The sequence below is a fragment of the Streptomyces sp. NPDC012825 genome (assembly GCF_042900925.1).
In the GTDB taxonomy this organism is placed as follows: domain Bacteria; phylum Actinomycetota; class Actinomycetes; order Streptomycetales; family Streptomycetaceae; genus Streptomyces.
This window is the reverse complement of the sequence record NZ_JBIBBZ010000001.1, coordinates 592019-609467: the sequence shown is the minus strand read 5'-3', so window position 1 is coordinate 609467 and position 17449 is coordinate 592019. Positions and strand designations below refer to the sequence as shown.

At 70.5% G+C, this 17449-nt stretch carries 18 protein-coding genes and 1 pseudogene; 12 read left to right on the top strand and 7 right to left on the bottom strand.

What is annotated here, in order from left to right:
* Positions 1-34: 34 nt before the first annotated feature.
* Positions 35-2053: a thioredoxin domain-containing protein gene (locus ACFY7E_RS03045; protein ID WP_389480066.1), complete on the bottom strand. Its 2019-nt coding sequence runs from the start codon at positions 2051-2053 to the stop codon at positions 35-37.
* 196 nt (positions 2054-2249) lie between these two features.
* On the opposite strand from ACFY7E_RS03045, the gene ACFY7E_RS03040 reads away from it, so the two are divergent.
* From ACFY7E_RS03040 to ACFY7E_RS03020, 5 genes are all read left to right on the top strand, one after another.
* On the top strand, positions 2250-2816 hold the full coding sequence (locus ACFY7E_RS03040; RefSeq protein ID WP_389480063.1) for a Uma2 family endonuclease: 567 nt from the start codon (positions 2250-2252) through the stop codon (positions 2814-2816).
* 464 nt (positions 2817-3280) lie between these two features.
* Positions 3281-4024, top strand: a complete 744-nt coding sequence (locus ACFY7E_RS03035; protein WP_389480061.1) for an NUDIX domain-containing protein — start codon at positions 3281-3283, stop codon at positions 4022-4024.
* A complete protein-coding gene (locus tag ACFY7E_RS03030) occupies positions 4025-5188 on the top strand; it encodes a purine phosphorylase (RefSeq protein ID WP_389480058.1) in 1164 nt (387 codons plus the stop codon). It abuts the gene before it with no gap.
* Positions 5185-7182 (top strand): hypothetical protein, encoded by a 1998-nt coding sequence (locus ACFY7E_RS03025; RefSeq protein WP_389480056.1) that lies wholly within the window; start codon positions 5185-5187, stop codon positions 7180-7182. The genes ACFY7E_RS03030 and ACFY7E_RS03025 overlap by 4 nt, the downstream gene beginning before the upstream one ends.
* 26 nt (positions 7183-7208) lie before the next feature.
* Positions 7209-7742: a hypothetical protein gene (locus tag ACFY7E_RS03020; protein WP_389480053.1), complete on the top strand. Its 534-nt coding sequence runs from the start codon at positions 7209-7211 to the stop codon at positions 7740-7742.
* Positions 7743-7960: 218 nt separating this feature from the next.
* Here the strand turns inward: ACFY7E_RS03020 and ACFY7E_RS03015 are convergent.
* From ACFY7E_RS03015 to mca, 3 genes and pseudogenes are all read right to left on the bottom strand, one after another.
* Positions 7961-8119, bottom strand: a pseudogene (locus tag ACFY7E_RS03015) (DUF255 domain-containing protein); the annotation flags it as partial.
* A gap of 94 nt (positions 8120-8213) precedes the next feature.
* Positions 8214-8450: a hypothetical protein gene (locus ACFY7E_RS03010; protein ID WP_383440955.1), complete on the bottom strand. Its 237-nt coding sequence runs from the start codon at positions 8448-8450 to the stop codon at positions 8214-8216.
* Positions 8443-9324, bottom strand: coding sequence for a mycothiol conjugate amidase Mca (mca, locus tag ACFY7E_RS03005; RefSeq protein ID WP_389480049.1), 882 nt, complete (start codon positions 9322-9324; stop codon positions 8443-8445). The genes ACFY7E_RS03010 and mca overlap by 8 nt, the downstream gene beginning before the upstream one ends.
* A 98-nt stretch (positions 9325-9422) precedes the next feature.
* On the opposite strand from mca, the gene ACFY7E_RS03000 reads away from it, so the two are divergent.
* Together ACFY7E_RS03000 and greA are read left to right on the top strand one after the other, a co-directional pair.
* Entirely contained in the window at positions 9423-9824 is a 402-nt protein-coding gene (locus ACFY7E_RS03000; protein ID WP_383440951.1) for a DUF4307 domain-containing protein, read from the top strand.
* A gap of 190 nt (positions 9825-10014) precedes the next feature.
* Complete coding sequence (gene greA, locus ACFY7E_RS02995; protein ID WP_389480046.1) at positions 10015-10512, top strand: transcription elongation factor GreA; 498 nt, start codon at positions 10015-10017, stop codon at positions 10510-10512.
* A gap of 139 nt (positions 10513-10651) precedes the next feature.
* Here greA and ilvA read toward each other — a convergent pair whose 3' ends face one another.
* On the bottom strand, positions 10652-11881 hold the full coding sequence (gene ilvA, locus ACFY7E_RS02990; RefSeq protein WP_383440947.1) for a threonine ammonia-lyase: 1230 nt from the start codon (positions 11879-11881) through the stop codon (positions 10652-10654).
* A gap of 149 nt (positions 11882-12030) precedes the next feature.
* Between ilvA and ACFY7E_RS02985 the strand changes: the two genes are divergently transcribed.
* From ACFY7E_RS02985 to ACFY7E_RS02975, 3 genes are all read left to right on the top strand, one after another.
* A complete protein-coding gene (locus ACFY7E_RS02985; RefSeq protein ID WP_389480042.1) occupies positions 12031-12591 on the top strand; it encodes a MarR family winged helix-turn-helix transcriptional regulator in 561 nt (186 codons plus the stop codon).
* Positions 12592-12669: 78 nt separating this feature from the next.
* Positions 12670-13365: a hypothetical protein gene (locus ACFY7E_RS02980; protein ID WP_389480039.1), complete on the top strand. Its 696-nt coding sequence runs from the start codon at positions 12670-12672 to the stop codon at positions 13363-13365.
* 54 nt (positions 13366-13419) lie between these two features.
* Positions 13420-13611: a DUF1059 domain-containing protein gene (locus ACFY7E_RS02975; protein ID WP_389480036.1), complete on the top strand. Its 192-nt coding sequence runs from the start codon at positions 13420-13422 to the stop codon at positions 13609-13611.
* 59 nt (positions 13612-13670) lie between these two features.
* On the opposite strand, the gene ACFY7E_RS02970 is transcribed toward ACFY7E_RS02975, so the two are convergent.
* On the bottom strand, positions 13671-14825 hold the full coding sequence (locus ACFY7E_RS02970) for a cystathionine gamma-synthase (RefSeq protein WP_389480033.1): 1155 nt from the start codon (positions 14823-14825) through the stop codon (positions 13671-13673).
* A 72-nt stretch (positions 14826-14897) separates the two neighbouring features.
* Here ACFY7E_RS02970 and ACFY7E_RS02965 point away from each other — a divergent pair, with 72 nt between their 5' ends.
* Entirely contained in the window at positions 14898-16004 is a 1107-nt protein-coding gene (locus ACFY7E_RS02965; protein ID WP_389480030.1) for a hypothetical protein, read from the top strand.
* A 75-nt stretch (positions 16005-16079) separates the two neighbouring features.
* Positions 16080-16742, top strand: coding sequence for a peptide-methionine (S)-S-oxide reductase MsrA (gene msrA / locus ACFY7E_RS02960; RefSeq protein ID WP_389480027.1), 663 nt, complete (start codon positions 16080-16082; stop codon positions 16740-16742).
* Positions 16743-16791: 49 nt separating this feature from the next.
* Here msrA and ACFY7E_RS02955 read toward each other — a convergent pair whose 3' ends face one another.
* Positions 16792-17343: a YceI family protein gene (locus ACFY7E_RS02955; protein WP_389480025.1), complete on the bottom strand. Its 552-nt coding sequence runs from the start codon at positions 17341-17343 to the stop codon at positions 16792-16794.
* Positions 17344-17449 lie beyond the last annotated feature (106 nt).

Genomic DNA, 17449 nt, shown 5'->3' with positions numbered 1-17449 from the left:
GGGGTGGCGGGGCCGTCCCCGTTCCGGACCGCGCTCAGAGCGCCCGGCGCAGTCCGTCCGGGTCGGTGACCGGCGCGTCGCAGGTGAAGCGGCGGCAGACGTACGCGGCGGACCGCCCGTCCACCAGCGGCCGGTCCTTCAGGAGCGGGAACTCCTCGCCGCCGGGGACGCCGGCGGCGAGGACCGCGCCGGGGGCGGTGGCCAGGAGCGCGGTACGGCGCAGTTCCCGGAAGGCCTCGTCGTCGGGGGCGCCCACGACGGCGATCTCCCGGGGCCCGTCGAGGAGGGCCTCGGCGACGGCCAGGCCCCAGCCGATGAAGCGGGGCGCGCGCGGGCCGAGGGCCTTGACGACGCCGAGGGCCCCTTCGGCGGCGGCCCGGTGGGCGTCGGATCCGGTGTGCGCCGCGTACGAGAGCAGGGCTCCGGCGGCGGCGGTCCAGCCGGACGGGGCGGCGTTGTCGGTGGGGTCCTGGGGGCGCCGGATGAGGGCCTCGGCGTCGTGGGCCGTGTCGTACAGCGCGCCGCCCTCGGCGGTGAAGCGGTCGAGGACGAGGTCGAGGAGGAAGCCGGCGAACTCCAGCCAGGCGCCCTCGCCGGTGACGGAGGCGAGGGCGAGGAAGCCCTCGGCGACGTCGGCGTAGTCCTCCAGGACGCCCGTGTTGGCGCCCGCCCGGCCGTCCTTGGACGTACGGGTGAGGCGGGCGCCCTCGTCCATGTGGACCCGGACGAGGAGGTCGGCGGCCTCGGTGGCGCGCTCGACCAGGTCGGGGCGGTCGAAGAGGGCGCCGGTCTCGGCGAGCGCGGCGACGGCGAGACCGTTCCAGGCGGCGACGACCTTGTCGTCCCGGCCCGGACGCGGGCGCGCGTCGCGGGCGGCGCGGAGCCGGTCCGCGATCGACGCGATCCGCTCGGCGTCGGCCACGCCCGTGTCCTGCGGGAGCTGGAGGACGGAGCTGCCCTCCTCGAAGGTGCCGTCCTCGGTGACGCCGTAGTGGGCGGCGGCGACGGCCGCGTCCTCCGGACCGAGCACCTCGGCGAGTTGCCCGGGGGTCCAGACGTAGTGGGCGCCCTCGACGTGCCTTCCGGTGCCGTCGTCGGAGTCGGCGTCGAGCGCGGAGGCGAAACCGCCCTCGGGGGTGCGCAGTTCCCGTACCAGGAAGTCGGCGGTCTCCAGGGCGACCCGGCGGGCCAGGTCGCTGCCGGTGGCCTTCCACAGGTGCGCGTACACCCGGCAGAGCAGGGCGTTGTCGTACAGCATCTTCTCGAAGTGCGGGACCGTCCAGGTGCGGTCGACCGCGTAGCGGGCGAAGCCGCCGCCGAGCTGGTCGTAGATGCCGCCGCGGGCCATGGCCTCGCAGGTGTCGGAGGCCATCTGGAGGGCGCCCTCGGAGCCCGTGCGGGCGTGGTGGCGGAGCAGGAACTCCAGGACCATCGACGGCGGGAACTTGGGGGCGCCGCCGAAACCGCCGCGGGTGGCGTCGTACTCGCGGGTGAGGCCGAGCAGGGCCTGCGCGAGGTCCTCCTCGCCGGGGACGCCGTCGCCGCCGTACGCGAGGGAGCGTCCGGCGAGCTCCTTGACGATCCGGTCCGCGACCTCGTCGACCTCCCCGCGCCGCCCGGCCCAGGCGTCCCGGACACCGGCCAGGACCTCGGGGAAGGAGGGCATGCCGTGACGGGGCTCGGGCGGGAAGTACGTACCGAAGTAGAAGGGGGCGGCGTCCGGGGTCAGGAAGACGGTCATCGGCCAGCCGCCCTGCCCGGTGGCGGCCTGGACGGCCTCCATGTAGACGGCGTCGACGTCGGGCCGCTCCTCGCGGTCGACCTTGACGGCGACGAAGTTGTCGTTGATCAGGACGGCGGTGTCGTCGTCCTCGAAGGACTCGTGGGCCATGACGTGGCACCAGTGGCACGCGGAGTATCCAACCGACAACAGAACGGGTACATCGCGCCGTTTCGCTTCCTCGAACGCCTCGGGTCCCCACGGCCACCAATCGACCGGGTTGTCAGCGTGCTGTAGCAGATACGGGGAGGTCACACCAGCCAGCCGGTTCATACGACCCAGCCTCTCACAGCGCCCGGCGCGACCGGCGAAACCTTCGCGAGCTCGTCCCGCTCGGCTGAATTGCACTTTTGACCCATCACGTGGTGGGCGACTCCGCCCCTCTCCGAGTCGGGCGGCCCGACGCCTCGGAACAGTAGGCTGGGCGCAGCAGTGCCGGACCTGCCGAGGCCCTCGAAGGAGGCACACCATGTCCGCCGAGATGGTGGCGCCCGCGTGGATGCACACGCAGATCAGCGCGGAGCAGTACGACTCCTGGTCCGAGGAGCAGTGCGCCGGCATCGAGATCGTGGACGGGATGGTCGTCGTGAGCCCGAGCGCCTCCAAGCGGCACAACCGGCTGGCTCGGCTCCTGGCCAATGCCCTGGACGCCGCCGCGGGCCCGGACTGGAACGCCGACACGGACTTCGACGTCCGCCTGCAGGACGTTCCGCTCACCAACCGCCGACCAGACGTCATCGTCTACCGCGCGGCCACTATCGACCTCACGCCCACCCGTCCCGAGCACGTGCTCCTGGTCGTCGAGGTCGTGTCGCCCGGTTCGGAGACCACTGACCGGATCGTGAAGGTGGACCAGTACGCCAAGGCCGGCATCCCCTTCTACTGGCGGGTCGAACAGGCCGCCACCGGTGTCCCGATTGTCTACACCTACGTCCTCGATCCCGCCACTAAGGCTTACCGGGACGGCGAGATGTTCACCGGCACAGTGAAGGCCACCGCGCCTTTCTCCATCACGGTCGATCTTGGGGTCATGTAAGGACGGAGAGCCCCCCCGCTTTCGATAGCTGACCGATAGCGCCCGCATCGCGATTCTTCATGGGCCGATCGGAACATTCCCCGCCTCCGGGCCGGATGCACCACCTGCGAATGCCATGCCGGCTCGCAAGTGATCGTTTAGCCGTACCCGGTCAAGAACTGATCAAGGTCACGTTGACGGAAGATCGCACCACCCGGGGCAGCAACTTACGAAACCGACCCAGGTCCCGGCATCCGGTTTGCGGTTCATTGACGTGACCGGACCACGGCTACTTCGCTTCGGCATCGACGCCACGAGCGCGCCAGTCGCGGGCTGGAAGCCGTGACACTGCAGGCAGGTACGAGCCGACATGTTCGACCACGAGCTGACCATTCATGCGCGCCACAGCCATGAGGTCAAGCGACGCATCGACCCCAATCCCTACTTCTTGTTCAAGTGACAGCAACTGAAGTACCTTGCAGCACATGCAAAATGACGCCTGGTCACCACCTCCTGTCCTGCTGACGGTCGATCTCGTGATCCTGACGCTGCGCGACAGTCGTCTGCACGTCCTCCTGGTGGAGCGGGGCGAAGATCCCTTCCGGGGCATGCTCGCGCTGCCTGGAGGATTCCTGAGCCACGATGGCGAGGAGATCCTGGACGCCGCTCACCGCGAACTGAGTGAGGAAACGGCCCTGACCTCAGGCTGGGTGCACCTCGAACAGCTGGCCGTGTACGGAAGATCGGGCCGCGACCCCCGGGGCCGAGTCGTCTCCGTAGCCCACCTGGCGATCGCACCGGGGCTGCCCGATCCTGTCGCGGGGACGGATGCCACCGATGCCGCGTGGGTTCCCGCAGAAGCCGTCCTGTCCGGCGAGGCGACTCTCGCCTTCGACCACCGTCGAATTGCCGCAGACGGGATCGAACGCGCGCGCACCAAGATCGAATTCTCGGCACTGGCCACCGCGTTCTGCGGGGAGAGCTTCACCATCGCAGAGCTGCAACAGGTGTACGAGGCTGTCTGGGGCACCACACTCGACACCCGCAATTTCTACCGGAAGGTCCAGGCCGCAAAGGGGTTCATCGTTCCCGTCGGCACAGACCGCAGGGCCACAGGGGGACGGCCCGCACGGCTGTACCGAGCCGGTCCGAACACCGTGCTGTTCCCGCCGCTGATCCGACCCGCGCCGTCTACGACGGAAGAGAGCACGAGAGGGGAAGAGGAGTAGATGCCGAAGAGCTCAGTGGTGATTCTCACCGCTCTCAACCTCGAATATCAGTCCGTGCGCCAGAGGCTGGCGGATCCTCAGGTGCATCGCCATAAGCACGGTACCCGGTTCGAGGTGGGAACCGTACGGGGCACATCGTGCCGCGTCGCACTCGGCCTGACAAACAAAGGGAACCATTCCGCCGCGGTGATCGCCGAACGTGCGATCCAGGAGTTCTCGCCGGTGGCCGTGCTGTTCGTCGGAGTCGCCGGCGCCCTGTGGGACGCCACCAGGCTGGGTGACGTGGTGATGGCCTCACACGTGTACGCCTATCACGGCGGGACCAGCGAAGACGACGGGCTCAAAGCCCGTCCCCGGGTATGGGAAGCGCCGCACGGCATCAGCCAGCTCGCCTCGCACCTGGCCCGTGTGAATGACTGGGCGGACCCCACACCCGGTCACGAGGACGGACCACAGGTGCGTTTCGGGGCGATCGCCGCCGGCGAGATCGTCCAGAACTCGAGGATCTCGGCCGAGGCGAAGTGGATCCGACAGCACTACAACGACGCGCTCGCCATCGAGATGGAGGCGGCCGGTGTGGCCCAGGCCGGCCATCTCAGCGGAGCGCCGGTGGCCATCGTCCGGGGGATCAGCGACCGGGCGGACGGCACGAAGAACAGTTCGGAGGACCGCAACTGGCAGCCGCGGGCCGCGGCGAACGCGGCGGCGTTCGCCATCCGATTGGCAGTGGAACTGGTGGGCGAGCAGGAGGAGACCCCCGTGCCCCAGGATGACAAGAACCGTTCGGCCCACCAGTTCGACCGGCCCGTTAATAACACCGTCCACAACAGCACCGTCGGCATCATGGCGGGCTCCGTCACGGGCAGCAGTGTCCACATGAGCACGGTCTCAAAGGCACCAGGCCCGACGGAGCTGATCACGGAACTGAACAGTTTTCGCGATCAATTGGGGTGGCACCGCAACGAGGGCGCCCTCGACGAGGATAGCTACCGGGAAGCCCTGACCGATCTGGACTACGCCCTCCGGTCGGCAGCGGAGCGCACTCCTGAATCGGCGAAGCGGACGGTCATGACACTCAAGAGGCTGCGCGGACTGGTCGTGGAGTGCCCCGCGCTGGTGGCCGCGTTGACTCCGCTGGTTGCCGCGGCCGGTGACCTGGCATGAACCACGACGACAGTGCCCCGTACAGCTCGGCGGCGTATAGCTCGGCGGCGTACAGCTCGACCATCGGGATCCAGGCTGAGACCGTACACAACTCCAACGTCTACTTCGTCCACCCGGACGCCTCGCCGCAGGAGAAGTACCGGGTCGGCGTACAGCTCCTGGAAGACGGCGTTCCCAGCCGGGCCCGCGAAATGATCACCGATGCGATCGCCCACGGGTACGACGGTACGGAGGTGCGCTTCCACTGGGTGCTCGCCATGCTCAGCGCACGCACCCACCACGACCTGACCGCTGAAGAGGTCGGGCAGCTGCGTTATGCCTACGGGCTTGTGCGGGACTTCGCCGAGGACAAGTGGAAAGAAGCCCTGCGCGTCACTTTTGACCTGTTGGCGGTACTCAGCACCGCCGGCAGCGAGACCGGCCCCGTGCTGAAGCAACTGCAGGAACTGCCGTTCCGCCAGCACGACGCGATTCTCCGCCACCTCGACGTGATACTCACCGGAGGGCTGAAGGACGACCTGTGGGCGGAGACTCTCGGGCGGGCCAGGGCGGAACGCTTCGGTAACGGTCGGGCCCAGCGGGTCTGGGCCTACTTCGCACCCGACCCCATCGGGGCGCGGGCCGTTCGGCCCCGCCCGAGCACCGCTGCCGCCGCCAAGACGGCCCTCCCTGGCCGGGTGGTCCTGTTCGCCATCAGCAGTGCTCTCCTCGGGGCCCTAGCTCTGATCGCGAATCCGGCCCAGGCGATCGTCGAGTTAGCGGTGGCACTCTGCGCGGGCCTGACCGCGGCGCGCTTCGGCGTTCGGTGGTGGGATCAGAAGCCCAGGCCCGGCTTCGGGGCCGAGGTTCACTCCCCGGATCCGCGCGATCCCCCGATCGCCGAGGACCGGTTCACCAAGCGCGTCCGCCATTCGTTCGATCACTACTTCAGCATTCGAAGCCCCCACGGCTTCACCTCGGATGCCTGGCTCGGTCACACGGTTCAGATCCGCAGCAGCCTCGCCGCCGAGATCGCGGACCTCTACCGGGAAAGCCGAATCGGTGTGGAGCGAGTCGACTGGCTGATCCGGTACCTCGCCGAGAACACCCGAGATCGCTACAACAACGGCACCCTGTCCGATCGGTACCGCCAGGACCGGACATCGGGCAGGACAAAGGCCTTGACCGTGGCGGCTCTCGCCGTTCTCGGTGTCGCGGCTCTGGCCGGGTTCGGCACAGCGGCCATCGGTGCCGCCCAACCGCGACCTCTGTGGGCGTTCCTGGCCGTGCTCGGTGCGGCTTGGTCCGGGCACGCGAGCGCTTCCCGATGGCTGGAGGTCCGGCGTGAAGAGCACCGGCTGAACCGGGAGACCCAGGAATACAGCGAGCATTTGGCCGAACGGCAGATTGCCTACCATCGCTGGAAGTCGTTCCTGGACGCTACACGCCCCAGCGAACTGGAGATGGAGACCTGGCTCACCTGCGACAAGACCTCGTTCGTCGATGAGGCACTCCGGCACCACCGGCTCACTTGGCGTGACCTGATCACCCACACCATCCTGATGGCCCCGGGTCCCTCCTACAAGCGTGGCCGGGTCCGAGGCGGCCCATGGCGGTACTCGCGCTATGTGTTCCGCCTGTTCCTGTTCACCCAGGACGGTATCCGCGAGATCAGCTCTGAGTTCGACTTCTTCGACGGAACGCGTAAGAACGAGCAGCGGAGCAACTACCGGTTCGACGCGCTGACCTCTGTACAGGTGACGGAGAACGCCGACATCGGCTACGACCTGGAACTCTTCCTCGCCAACGGACCGGTCAGGAAGATCCGCGTCAAGGACGCCGACGCCCACCAACTGGCGCCGACCGAGAATTCCCAGGAAATCTCCGAGATCAACCTCAGTGCGGCCAGCTCCACCCACACCTTCCGGCTTCTGGAGGGGATAGCGGCGGACGGGAAGAACTGGATCGAACGGCACGGCCCCGACAGCCTGGCTCCCTTTCAGATCGCCGGCTGATCCCGAACTCAAGCATAGGGGTGCCTGTGACCTCCACGGATGACGTCACCGAGAGCAAGATCCTGCTGGCCGAGTACGGTTGCCTCAAGGAGGAACAAAAGACCCGCATAGGGTTTCGCGACAACCTGCTGTACTTCACCCTTGCGGCAGCCACTGCCGTCGTGGCGATCACCGCGCAGAGCGGACAGTCCCGGCTGCTGCTCTCCGTCCCCGCGATCTGTCTGATCCTGGGCTGGACCTACCTGGTCAACGACGAGAAGATCTCGGCGATCGGCTATTACGTCCGCGACCGGCTGGGTCCGCGCCTGGAGGAACTCACCTCTGCTCACGGCGCAGTGTTCGGCTGGGAGAGCTACCACCGCAGCGTTGCGGGCCGCACCATGCGCAAGCGGCTTCAGACCGCGGTGGACCTGTTCACGTACCTGGTGCTGCCCATGGTCTGCACGACCGCGTTCTGGTGCTCGGCCGTCGTTCAGCCCGTGCTCGTGCTCGCTTCTCTCGGGCAGACGCTCGCTCTGGCCGTACTGGGCTGGCAGTTCCTGCGTCGTACGGAGCGGTAGCACCAGCCCCCTACCGGGCACGCGTACGACACCGCCCGGCCGCAGGGTGAAGGAAGCGCACACCGCTATCGGACGCTCCCGCGTGCAGCGGGCTGACCAGGGCTCTGGCTGAATGTCGACGTACTGGTCGGGTACCTACTCGATCGAATCGGCCTGTTGATCTTCAGCCCGGGCATCCGTGCCCGGGCTCCGGACTGCCACCTTGCGCGAGTTCACTGGCACCAGTGACAGCTCGAATACCCGACGCTGAGCAGGACCGGGACGCCGCGGCGGCGGGCCTCCTCGAAGGCCTCGGGTGACCAGGGCCACCAGTCGACGGGGTTGTCGGCGTGTTGGAGGAGGTACGGGGAGGTCTCATGGGCCAGTCGGTTCGCCATGGAGCCATCCTGCCCTGCCGTCGCCGGGCCACGTGTGATCCCCGCCCTCCGGGCCGTGCTCCCGGAGGGCGGGACGCCCGTCGTCCGGGCGGTGCTACTTCTTCGGGGTCTCGGCCGGGGTCGCCGGCGCGGTCGCCGGGTCCGGGGCCTCCTCGAAGGAGACCCGGCCCATGTGGCGGTTCATCGACTTCATCAGCATCCAGACCGCCAGGGCCAGGACCGCGAAGACGACGAAGCCGAGGACGCCGGGGGTCACCTTGTTCTTGTCCAGCTCCTCGGCGGCGAAGGGGACAAGCTGGGTCAGTGCCAGGTGTGCGCTCATGTCAGGCATTGTCTCGGATGCCCGCGAAGAGATCTTCCTCGGGGAGGGAGGTCGGCACCAGCGACTTGCTGAGCTCGTACTCCTCCGTCGGCCAGACCTTCTTCTGGATCTCCATGGGGACGCGGAACCAGCCGCCGTCGGGGTCGATCTGGGTGGCGTGGGCGATCAGCGCCCGGTCCCGGGTCTCGAAGAAGTCGGCGCAGGGCACGAAGGTGGTCAGGGTCCGCTCCTTGCGCTCGAACTCCTTCCAGCGCTCCAGCCACTCCCCGTAGGGGGACTCCAGGCCCTGGTCGAGGAGCGCCTGGTGCAGGGCCTCGGTGCGGGGGCGGTTGAAGCCCTGGTTGTAGTAGAGCTTCAGGGGCTGCCAGACCGGGCCGAACGCGTCCTCGGGGAACGCCTCGGGGTCGCCCGCACCGTCGAAGGCCACCATCGTGATCTTGTGGGTCATGATGTGGTCGGGGTGCGGGTAGCCGCCGTTCTCGTCGTAGGTCGTGATGACCTGGGGACGGAAGGAGCGGATGCTGCGGACCAGCTCGCCGGCCGCCTCGTCGACGTCCTGGAGCGCGAAGCAGCCCTCGGGGAGCGGGGGCAGCGGGTCGCCCTCGGGCAGGCCCGAGTCGACGAAGCCCAGCCACTCCTGGGAGACGCCGAGGATCTCGCGGGCCCGGTCCATCTCCTTGCGGCGCACCTCGTGGATGTTCGCCTCGATCTCGGGATCACCCTGGAGCTTGGGGTTGAGGACCGAGCCGCGCTCGCCGCCCGTGCACGTCACCACCAGGACGTCCACCCCCTCGGACACGTACTTGGCCATCGTGGCCGCACCCTTGCTCGACTCGTCGTCGGGGTGGGCGTGGACGGCCATCAGTCGGAGCTGCTCAGTCAAGACTCGGTCCTCGGTGATCGGTCGTGGAGGGAGGTCTCTATAGTGACGGAATCGGGGGGCCGAAAATTCCGCCACCCCCGACTTCGAGAGGAACGATCATGAGCGCGGTGCGAGAGCAGCCGCCCGAGGGGCGCTACGGGCGCTCCGCGGACGAGCGGGCCGACCGCAGGCTCAAGATCGTCGGGTCCGTGCTCGGGGTGGTCTTCCTCGGCGTCCTCGGCTGGTTCGGCTGGTACTACGTCGTCGACAGCAGGATCAGCGCCGAGCTGATCAAGTTCGACGTGGTCAGCGCCTCCGAGGTCCAGGTGCACCTGGAGATCCGCAAGGACGAGGGCGTCCAGGGCGTCTGCACCCTGCGCTCGCGCTCCGAGGACGGGACCGAGGTGGCCCGCAAGGACGTGCGGATCGACGACCCCGCCGCCCGGGTCGACCAGGTCTTCTCCCTCCGCACCACCGCGCACGCGACGAGCGCCGAACTGCTCGGGTGTACGACCCGGTAGCGGTGGGTAGGGAGCCGGTGACGAGTCCCGGCGGGTCGCCGCGGTGACCTGGGGCGACACCATTCCGGTGGTTTATGTCCTCCCGCTTTCCGCCACTCATTGTTAGGCTCGTGGTTTCGCCCACCCGGGACAGCACAGCATTCCCGTGTAGGGCGATGCTTTGTATTCCCAGTACCTACGAGGAGCACCTGTGACCCAGACCAGCGACAACGTCACCTGGCTCACCCAGGAGGCGTACAACAAGCTCAAGGACGAGCTTGAGTACCTGTCTGGTCCCGCGCGTACCGAGATCGCCGCCAAGATCGCCGCCGCGCGCGAAGAGGGCGATCTGCGCGAGAACGGCGGGTACCACGCGGCCAAGGAGGAGCAGGGCAAGCAGGAGCTCCGGGTCCGTCAGCTCACCCAGCTGCTCCAGCACGCCAAGGTGGGCGAGGCCCCGGCGGACGACGGCGTCGTCGAGCCCGGCATGGTCGTCACGATCGCCTTCGACGGCGACGAGGACGACACCCTGACCTTCCTCCTCGCCTCCCGCGAGTACGCGAGCGGTGACATCGAGACCTACTCGCCGCAGTCCCCGCTGGGCGTCGGCGTCAACGGCAAGAAGGCCGGCGACGAGGCCGAGTACGAGCTGCCGAACGGCAAGAAGGCCGCGGTGAAGATCCTCAGCGCGAAGCCGTACACCGGCTGAGACCCCCGCTCTTCCACGGAGGGCCGGACCCCCGCGGGGTCCGGCCCTCCGTCGTACACGCGTGCGCGTGGTGACGCGGTGCCGCCGGGCGGTACGCGCGGACCGCGAGGGCCCGGCAGGGGGCGACGATCAGGACCGGTCAGCCCAGGACCGTGTACCCGGCCTCCCGCAGGGTCTCCGTCACCTCCCGGCAGTGCTCCGGGCCCTTCGTCTCCAGGTGCAGCTCGACCTCCGCCTCGCTCAGGCCGAGCCTCGGGTCGGTCCGTACGTGGCTGACGTCCAGGACGTTGGCGTCGACCACCGTCAGGGCCGCGAGGAGCGACGCGAGCACCCCCGGCCGGTCCGTCACGCGCAGCCGCAGGCTCAGGTAGCGGCCCCCGGCGGCCATGCCGTGCCGCAGCACGCGCTGGAGGAGCAGCGGGTCGACGTTCCCGCCGGAGAGGACCGCGACCACCGGGCCCCGGAAGGACTCCGGGTCGGTCAGCAGGGCCGCGACCGGGCTGGCGCCGGCCGGTTCCACGACCAGTTTGGCGCGCTCCAGGCAGAGCAGCAGGGCGGAGGAGAGCGCGTCCTCGGAGACCGTGCGGACCTCGTCCACGTACTCCCTGACCAGGTCGAACGGCACGTCGCCGGGGCGTCCCACCCTGATGCCGTCGGCCATCGTCACCGGCGCATCGACGACCACCGGGTGCCCGGCGGCCAGCGAGGGCGGATAGGCGGCGGCGCCCTCCGCCTGCACGCCGACCACCTTCACGTCCGGGCGCACCGACTTCACCGCGAGCCCGATGCCGGCCGCGAGACCGCCGCCGCCGACGCCGACCACGATCGTGCGGACCTCGGGGCACTGCTCCAGGATCTCCAGGCCGACCGTGCCCTGTCCGACGATGACGTCGGGGTGGTCGAAGGGGTGGATGAGGACGGCGCCGGTCTCCCGCGCGTACTCCTCCGCCGCCGCGAGCGTCTCGTCCACGACCTGCCCCTGGAGGCGCACCTCGGCGCCGTAGTCCCGGGTCGCCGCGACCTTCGGCAGCGGGGCGCCGACCGGCATGAAGACGGTGGCGTGCACGCCGAGCAGCCGGGAGGCGAGCGCGACGCCCTGCGCGTGGTTCCCGGCGGAGGCGGCGACGACCCCGGCGGCCTTCTCCTCGGGCCGCAGCCCGGCGATCCGCACGTACGCCCCGCGCAGCTTGAAGGACCCGGTCCGCTGGAGGTTCTCGCACTTGAGGTGGACCGGCGCCCCCACCAGGGAGGACAGGTGCCGGCTGCCCTCCATCGCCGTCACGCGGGCCACCCCGGACAGCATCTTCTGCGCCCCGCGCACGTCGTCGAGCATCAGCCGGTGCAAGGGGCGTGGTGTACGGAAGCTCATGACAGCAAGTCTCGCAGCTCACGGCCCTGATGACCGCCCGGCGGGCAGGCACCGGAACGGGTTTGGACGGGCCCGGTACGGACCCCCCCGGGTCCGCGTACTCTGTCCCCCACCGTCCGACCGCTCCCGCACGAGAGAGACCCACAGCCATGCCCCCGTCCCAGGACATGACGACCGCTCTCGACCCCGGTCTCCTCGACGCCCTCCAGCACCAGGTGGCCGTCTTCGCCCGCCGGGCCGAGCAGACCCGCCTCGGCGGCACCGGCCAGCTCCGCAACTCCATGGACCGGGCCGCGTACCTCCTCCTCAACCGGCTCGACCAGGAGGGCCCGATGGGCGTCAAGGCGCTCGCGGCGGGCATGGGGATCGACTCGTCGACGGTCACCCGCCAGGTCGCCCCGCTCGTGGACACCGGCCTGGTGAAGCGCGCCTCGCACCCGGAGGACGGGCGGGCGGTCGTCCTCCAGCTCTCGCAGCGCGGCCTCGCGCGCCTGGAGGAGGTCCGCGCCTCGCGCCGACGGCTCATGGTGGAGGTCACGGAGGGCTGGACGCAGGAGGAGCGCGAGGCCTTCTGCGGCCTGCTCACCCGCTTCAACACCGCCCTGTCCGTACGCCAGTCGGCACACACGACGGGTCAGGCGCCGGCGGAGTCCGGGGCCACGGGCGGGGGCGAAGGCGGGACCGACGGCGGGGCGGCTCCGGTCTCCTGACCGGTCCTCCCGGGCCCGGCCCCGGCTTTTCGCTCCCGACCCCTTGACCCCGTCCCCGCGCCGTCGTCGGATGGACGGGTGCGAGAGCGGCGGAGCGGCCGGGACGTCCGACACGCCCCCCGCGCCCGGGAGTTCGACGCGTTCGCGGCCGGGGCGGCGGGGCGGCTGCTGCACGTCGCGACCCTCCTGACGGCCGAGACCCGCGCCCGGAACCCGTACGCCCGCACCCTCCTGGCGGACGTCCTCGCGCACACGTACGCGGCGGGGGACCGGCTGCGCGACGACGACCCGTACGCGTACGCGCGCGGCGCGCTCGTGGCCCGCTTCGCGCGCACCGCCCGCCGCCACCGCGGCGGACACGGGGGCGTCCTGGCGGGACTGGGCTCCGAGGAGCGGCTCGTCGTCGTCCTGCGCCTGTACGAGGGGATCGCGGAGGAGCAGGTCGCGGCGCTGCTCGGGACGACCGGGGCGCACGTCCTGGCCGTCTGCGCCCGCGCGGTCGCCGCGTCGGGGGGCGGCCCCGCGCGGCGCCGGGAGGACCGGGAGACGGCGCTCCGGCGGCTCCTCGACACCCCGCACCCGCCGGTCCCCCGCGACCTCGTGGCCCGGGCGACGGCCCTGGGCGCGCGCCGGCTCCGCAGGGCCCGGCGGACCCGGCGCCTGCTGTGGACCCTGGCCGCGCTCGCCCTGCTCGTGTGCGTGGTGTGGGCGTCGGCGGCCCGCCCGTGGGAGCCCCCGCCGGCCGGGACGACGCCGCCGCTCGAAGCCTGGTGAGGACGGGCCTGGCCTGGAAGGGAGACGGCACACACGGGTGCCGAGGAGGCTGTCATGACCAGGAAAGTCGCCGACTGCCGCAGGACGCCGAGCGTCATGAACTGCACCCTCACCATCGTCGGTGAGGAGGAGGAAGTGGTGCGGGCCGCCGCCGAGCACGCGGTCTCGGTCCACGGCCACGAGGACACCCCCGAGCTGCGGGCGGCGGTCCGCGCGGAGCTGGAGGACGAGAAGGTCCCGGCCTGAGGACACGGGAACGGCCGGGCAGGGCCGTGAAAGGTCCCGCCCGGCCGTTCCCTCGCGTTCTAGCCCAGCGCCTGGCGCAGGTCGGCGACCAGGTCGTCGGCGTTCTCGATCCCCACGGAGAGGCGGACGAGGTCGGCCGGGACCTCCAGGGCGGAGCCCGCGACGCTCGCGTGGGTCATCCGGCCCGGGTGCTCGATGAGGGACTCGACGCCGCCCAGGGACTCGCCGAGGGTGAAGAGCTTCGCGCGGTTGCAGACCTCGACGGCCGCCTCCTCGCCGCCCTGCACGCGGAAGGAGATCATGCCGCCGAAGGACCGCATCTGCTTGGCGGCGATCTCGTGGCCCGGGTGCTCCGGGAGGCCCGGGTAGAGGACCTGGGTGACCTTCGGGTGCTGGGTCAGCATCTCGGCGACCTTCTCGGCGTTCTCGCCGTGGCGGTCCATGCGCACGGCGAGGGTCTTGATGCCGCGCAGCACGATCCACGAGTCGAACGGCCCGGCGACCGCGCCCATCGCGTTCTGGTGGTACGCCAGTTCCTCGCCGAGGGCCGCGTCGGCCGTCACCAGGGCGCCGCCGACGACGTCCGAGTGGCCGCCCATGTACTTGGTGAGCGAGTGCACGACGACGTCCGCGCCGAGCGCCAGCGGCTGCTGGAGGTAGGGCGAGGCGAAGGTGTTGTCGACGACGAGCTTCACGCCGGCCTGGCGGGCGACGCCCGCGACGGCCTCGATGTCGGTGATGCCGAGGAGCGGGTTCGAGGGGGTCTCGACCCAGACCAGCTTCGTACGGTCGTTGATCGCGTCCCGCACGGCGGCGACGTCGGAGGTGTCCGCGACCGAGAAGTCCACGCCCCAGCGCTCGACGACCTTGGCGAAGAGCCGGAAGGTGCCGCCGTAGGCGTCGTTCGGGATGACGACGTGGTCGCCGGGGACCAGCAGGGCGCGCAGCAGGCAGTCCTCGGCGGCGAGGCCGGAGGCGAAGGCGAGACCGCGCCGACCGCCCTCCAGGGCCGCCAGGTTCTCCTCCAGGGCGGTGCGGGTCGGGTTGGCGCTGCGGCTGTACTCGTAACCGCCGCGCAGCCCGCCCACGCCGTCCTGCTTGTACGTGGACACCTGGTAGATGGGCGGGACGACCGCGCCGGTCAGCGGGTCGGCGGTGTTGCCCGCGTGGATCGCGCGGGTCTCGAAGCTCTGGTGGATGTGCTGGTCGCTCATGGTTCAGGAGCGTAGTGCCGGGGGACCTCCGGTGCCGCGTTCGTCTCATGGGGTGTCCTGGACAATGGACACATGGAGATTCTCTGGTTCCTCATCGCGCTCGGGCTGCTGTTCGGCGTCCTCGGCCCCTACGTGCTGCGCCGCAGGGGCGGCGGCATCCGGCTGGCCGCGCCGGGGTCGCCCGACGCGGCGGACCCGGAGGCGTACGGGTTCGTGCCGCAGGAGGACCAGGACGTGCGGCTGCCGGGGGCGGACGAGGACCTGCTCGACGTGCTGAACGTCGTGCAGGCCACCCAGGACTGGAAGGCGGCCTCGCAGCTCCTCGCCGGCACCGGCAAGGACGGCGAGCTGCGCTGGCAGCGCGTGCAGGCGTTCGCGGGCGCGGCCTCCCTGGAGCTGCGGGACAGGCCGGGCGCCGGCGGGGCGTGGCTGCGGGCCTGGCGGGCGGACGCGCCGAAGGACCCGGGCGGGGCGGCGGTGCACGCCGAGTTCCTGGTGCAGCAGGCGTGGCGCTCCTCGGCGGCCGGGACCGACGACTTCCGGATCATCCTGGAGGAGGCGCTGAAGGTCACCGAGGAGGCGGCGCTGCTCGCCCCGGGCGATCCCGTCCCGTACATCACGCAGCTGGCCGTGGCGCGCGGTCTGGGCTACGAGCACGAGCGGTTCGACCAGGTGTGGGCGAAGGTGATCGACCGGGCGCCGCAGCACATGGGGGCGCACCTGGCGGCGCTGCACTACTGGTGCGAGAAGTGGCACGGTTCGCGCGAGGAGGCCGACCACTTCGCGACGACGGCCGCGGCGCGTGCCCCGCGCGGCTCGCTGCTCGCCGCGCTGCCGCTGTTCGCGGTGTACGAGCACGTGCCGGACGTGGTGCTCGTGCAGGACTTCTTCCGTACGCAGGTGGTGTCGAAGGCGGTGGAGGGCGCGCTGTACGCGGTGCACTCGGCCCGCGCCGACGATCCGATGCTCGCGCACGTCCGCCACCTGCTGATCTGGTTCCTGGTGCGGGGGGAGCGCTGGGCGGAGGCCATGCACCAGCTGGTGAAGGTGGACGGGCACGTGGGCGCGGTGCCGTGGACGCTGAGCGCGGACCCGGCGGCGGAGTACACGGTCTTCCGGAACCTGGCGGTGGCGGGGTACGAGGCGAACGGCGGCAGCCCGCTGACGCTGCCGCGCTGACGGACCGACGGGGGAATCCCGCCGTCCCCCGGCTTGTTGTGCGAACTGCCGACGACCGTCGAGGAGAGATGCAGCATGTTCCTGTCCCGCACCCCCGTCCTCCCCACCCCCGAGCAGGCCCTGCCCGGCCGCGCCGAGCCGGAGTTCTCCGTGCCCGCGCGCCACACGGTCCTCGGCAACCCGCTCGCCGGCCCGTACCCGGAGGGCCTGGAGGTCGCCGACTTCGCCCTGGGCTGCTTCTGGGGCGCCGAGCGCAAGTTCTGGCAGACCGAGGGCGTCTGGACGACCCTCGTCGGCTACCAGGGCGGCTTCACGCGGAACCCCTCCTACGAGGAGGTCTGCTCGGGCCTGACCGGCCACACGGAGGTCGTCCGGGTGGTCTTCGACCCGTCGGAGGTCTCGTACGAGTCGCTCCTGAAGCTGTTCTGGGAGTCCCACGACCCGACGCAGGGCTTCCGCCAGGGCAACGACGTGGGCACCCAGTACCGCTCGGCGGTCTACACCCACTCCCCCGCCCAGGCCGCCACCGCCGAGGCCTCCCGCGAGGCCTACCAGAAGGTCCTGACGGGCTCTGGCTACGGCGAAATCACCACCCACGTCCTGCCGGCCGACGACCGCCCGTTCTACCCGGCGGAGGCCTACCACCAGCAGTACCTGGACAAGAACCCGGCGGGCTACTGCGGCATCGGCGGCACGGGCGTCTCGTGCCCGATCGGCGTGGCGAAGGCGGACGGCTGAGTCCGTGCCGCGGCCCCCGGCACCGGGGGCCGCACCGCACGACCGGACCCTAACCCTGCTTGATCGCGGAGACGTCGAACTCCAGGACGATCTTGTCGCCGACGAGCACGCCGCCGCCCTCCAGGGCGGCGTTCCAGGTGATGCCGAACTCCTTGCGGGAGACGGTCACCGAGCCCTCCAGGCCGACGCGCAGGTTGCCGAAGGGGTCGACGGCGTTGCCGGTGTACTCGAAGTCGATGGAGACCGGCTTGCTGGTGTCCTTGATGGTGAGGTCGCCGGTGACCCGGTAGTCGGTGTCGGACTTCCGCTCGACCCCGGTCGTGCGGAAGGTGATGTCGGGGAAGTTCGACGCGTCCAGGAAGTCGTTGGTGCGCAGGTGCTGGTCGCGCTGCTCGACACCGGTGTCGATGCTCTGCGTCTTGATCACCACCTGCCCGGTGGACCGGGCCGGGTCGGCGCCGTCCAGGTGCGCGGTGCCCTCGAACTCGTGGAAGGCGCCGCGCACCTTGGTGACCATGGCGTGACGGGCGACGAAGCCGATCCGGGTGTGGGTCGGGTCGAGGACGTAGTCCCCGGTGAGCTCAGCGAGCGGGACGGTCATGGCCGGCTACCTCCGTAGGATCCGTATCCCGGCGGCGGCCCGCCCGGATCGTTCCCGGCCCACGCTAGGAGGACGCCGCGCCCCGACCCGGCCGAACGCGCACGGC

Coding starts and splice junctions, on each gene's coding strand:
- ACFY7E_RS03045 (WP_389480066.1), bottom strand. CDS start 2,053: ATGAACCGGCTGGCTGGTGTGACCTCCCCGTATCTGCTACAGCACGCT.
- ACFY7E_RS03040 (WP_389480063.1), top strand. CDS start 2,250: ATGTCCGCCGAGATGGTGGCGCCCGCGTGGATGCACACGCAGATCAGC.
- ACFY7E_RS03035 (WP_389480061.1), top strand. CDS start 3,281: ATGCAAAATGACGCCTGGTCACCACCTCCTGTCCTGCTGACGGTCGAT.
- ACFY7E_RS03030 (WP_389480058.1), top strand. CDS start 4,025: ATGCCGAAGAGCTCAGTGGTGATTCTCACCGCTCTCAACCTCGAATAT.
- ACFY7E_RS03025 (WP_389480056.1), top strand. CDS start 5,185: ATGAACCACGACGACAGTGCCCCGTACAGCTCGGCGGCGTATAGCTCG.
- ACFY7E_RS03010 (WP_383440955.1), bottom strand. CDS start 8,450: ATGCCTGACATGAGCGCACACCTGGCACTGACCCAGCTTGTCCCCTTC.
- ACFY7E_RS03000 (WP_383440951.1), top strand. CDS start 9,423: ATGAGCGCGGTGCGAGAGCAGCCGCCCGAGGGGCGCTACGGGCGCTCC.
- ilvA (WP_383440947.1), bottom strand. CDS start 11,881: ATGAGCTTCCGTACACCACGCCCCTTGCACCGGCTGATGCTCGACGAC.
- ACFY7E_RS02985 (WP_389480042.1), top strand. CDS start 12,031: ATGCCCCCGTCCCAGGACATGACGACCGCTCTCGACCCCGGTCTCCTC.
- ACFY7E_RS02975 (WP_389480036.1), top strand. CDS start 13,420: ATGACCAGGAAAGTCGCCGACTGCCGCAGGACGCCGAGCGTCATGAAC.
- ACFY7E_RS02970 (WP_389480033.1), bottom strand. CDS start 14,825: ATGAGCGACCAGCACATCCACCAGAGCTTCGAGACCCGCGCGATCCAC.
- ACFY7E_RS02965 (WP_389480030.1), top strand. CDS start 14,898: ATGGAGATTCTCTGGTTCCTCATCGCGCTCGGGCTGCTGTTCGGCGTC.
- msrA (WP_389480027.1), top strand. CDS start 16,080: ATGTTCCTGTCCCGCACCCCCGTCCTCCCCACCCCCGAGCAGGCCCTG.
- ACFY7E_RS02955 (WP_389480025.1), bottom strand. CDS start 17,343: ATGACCGTCCCGCTCGCTGAGCTCACCGGGGACTACGTCCTCGACCCG.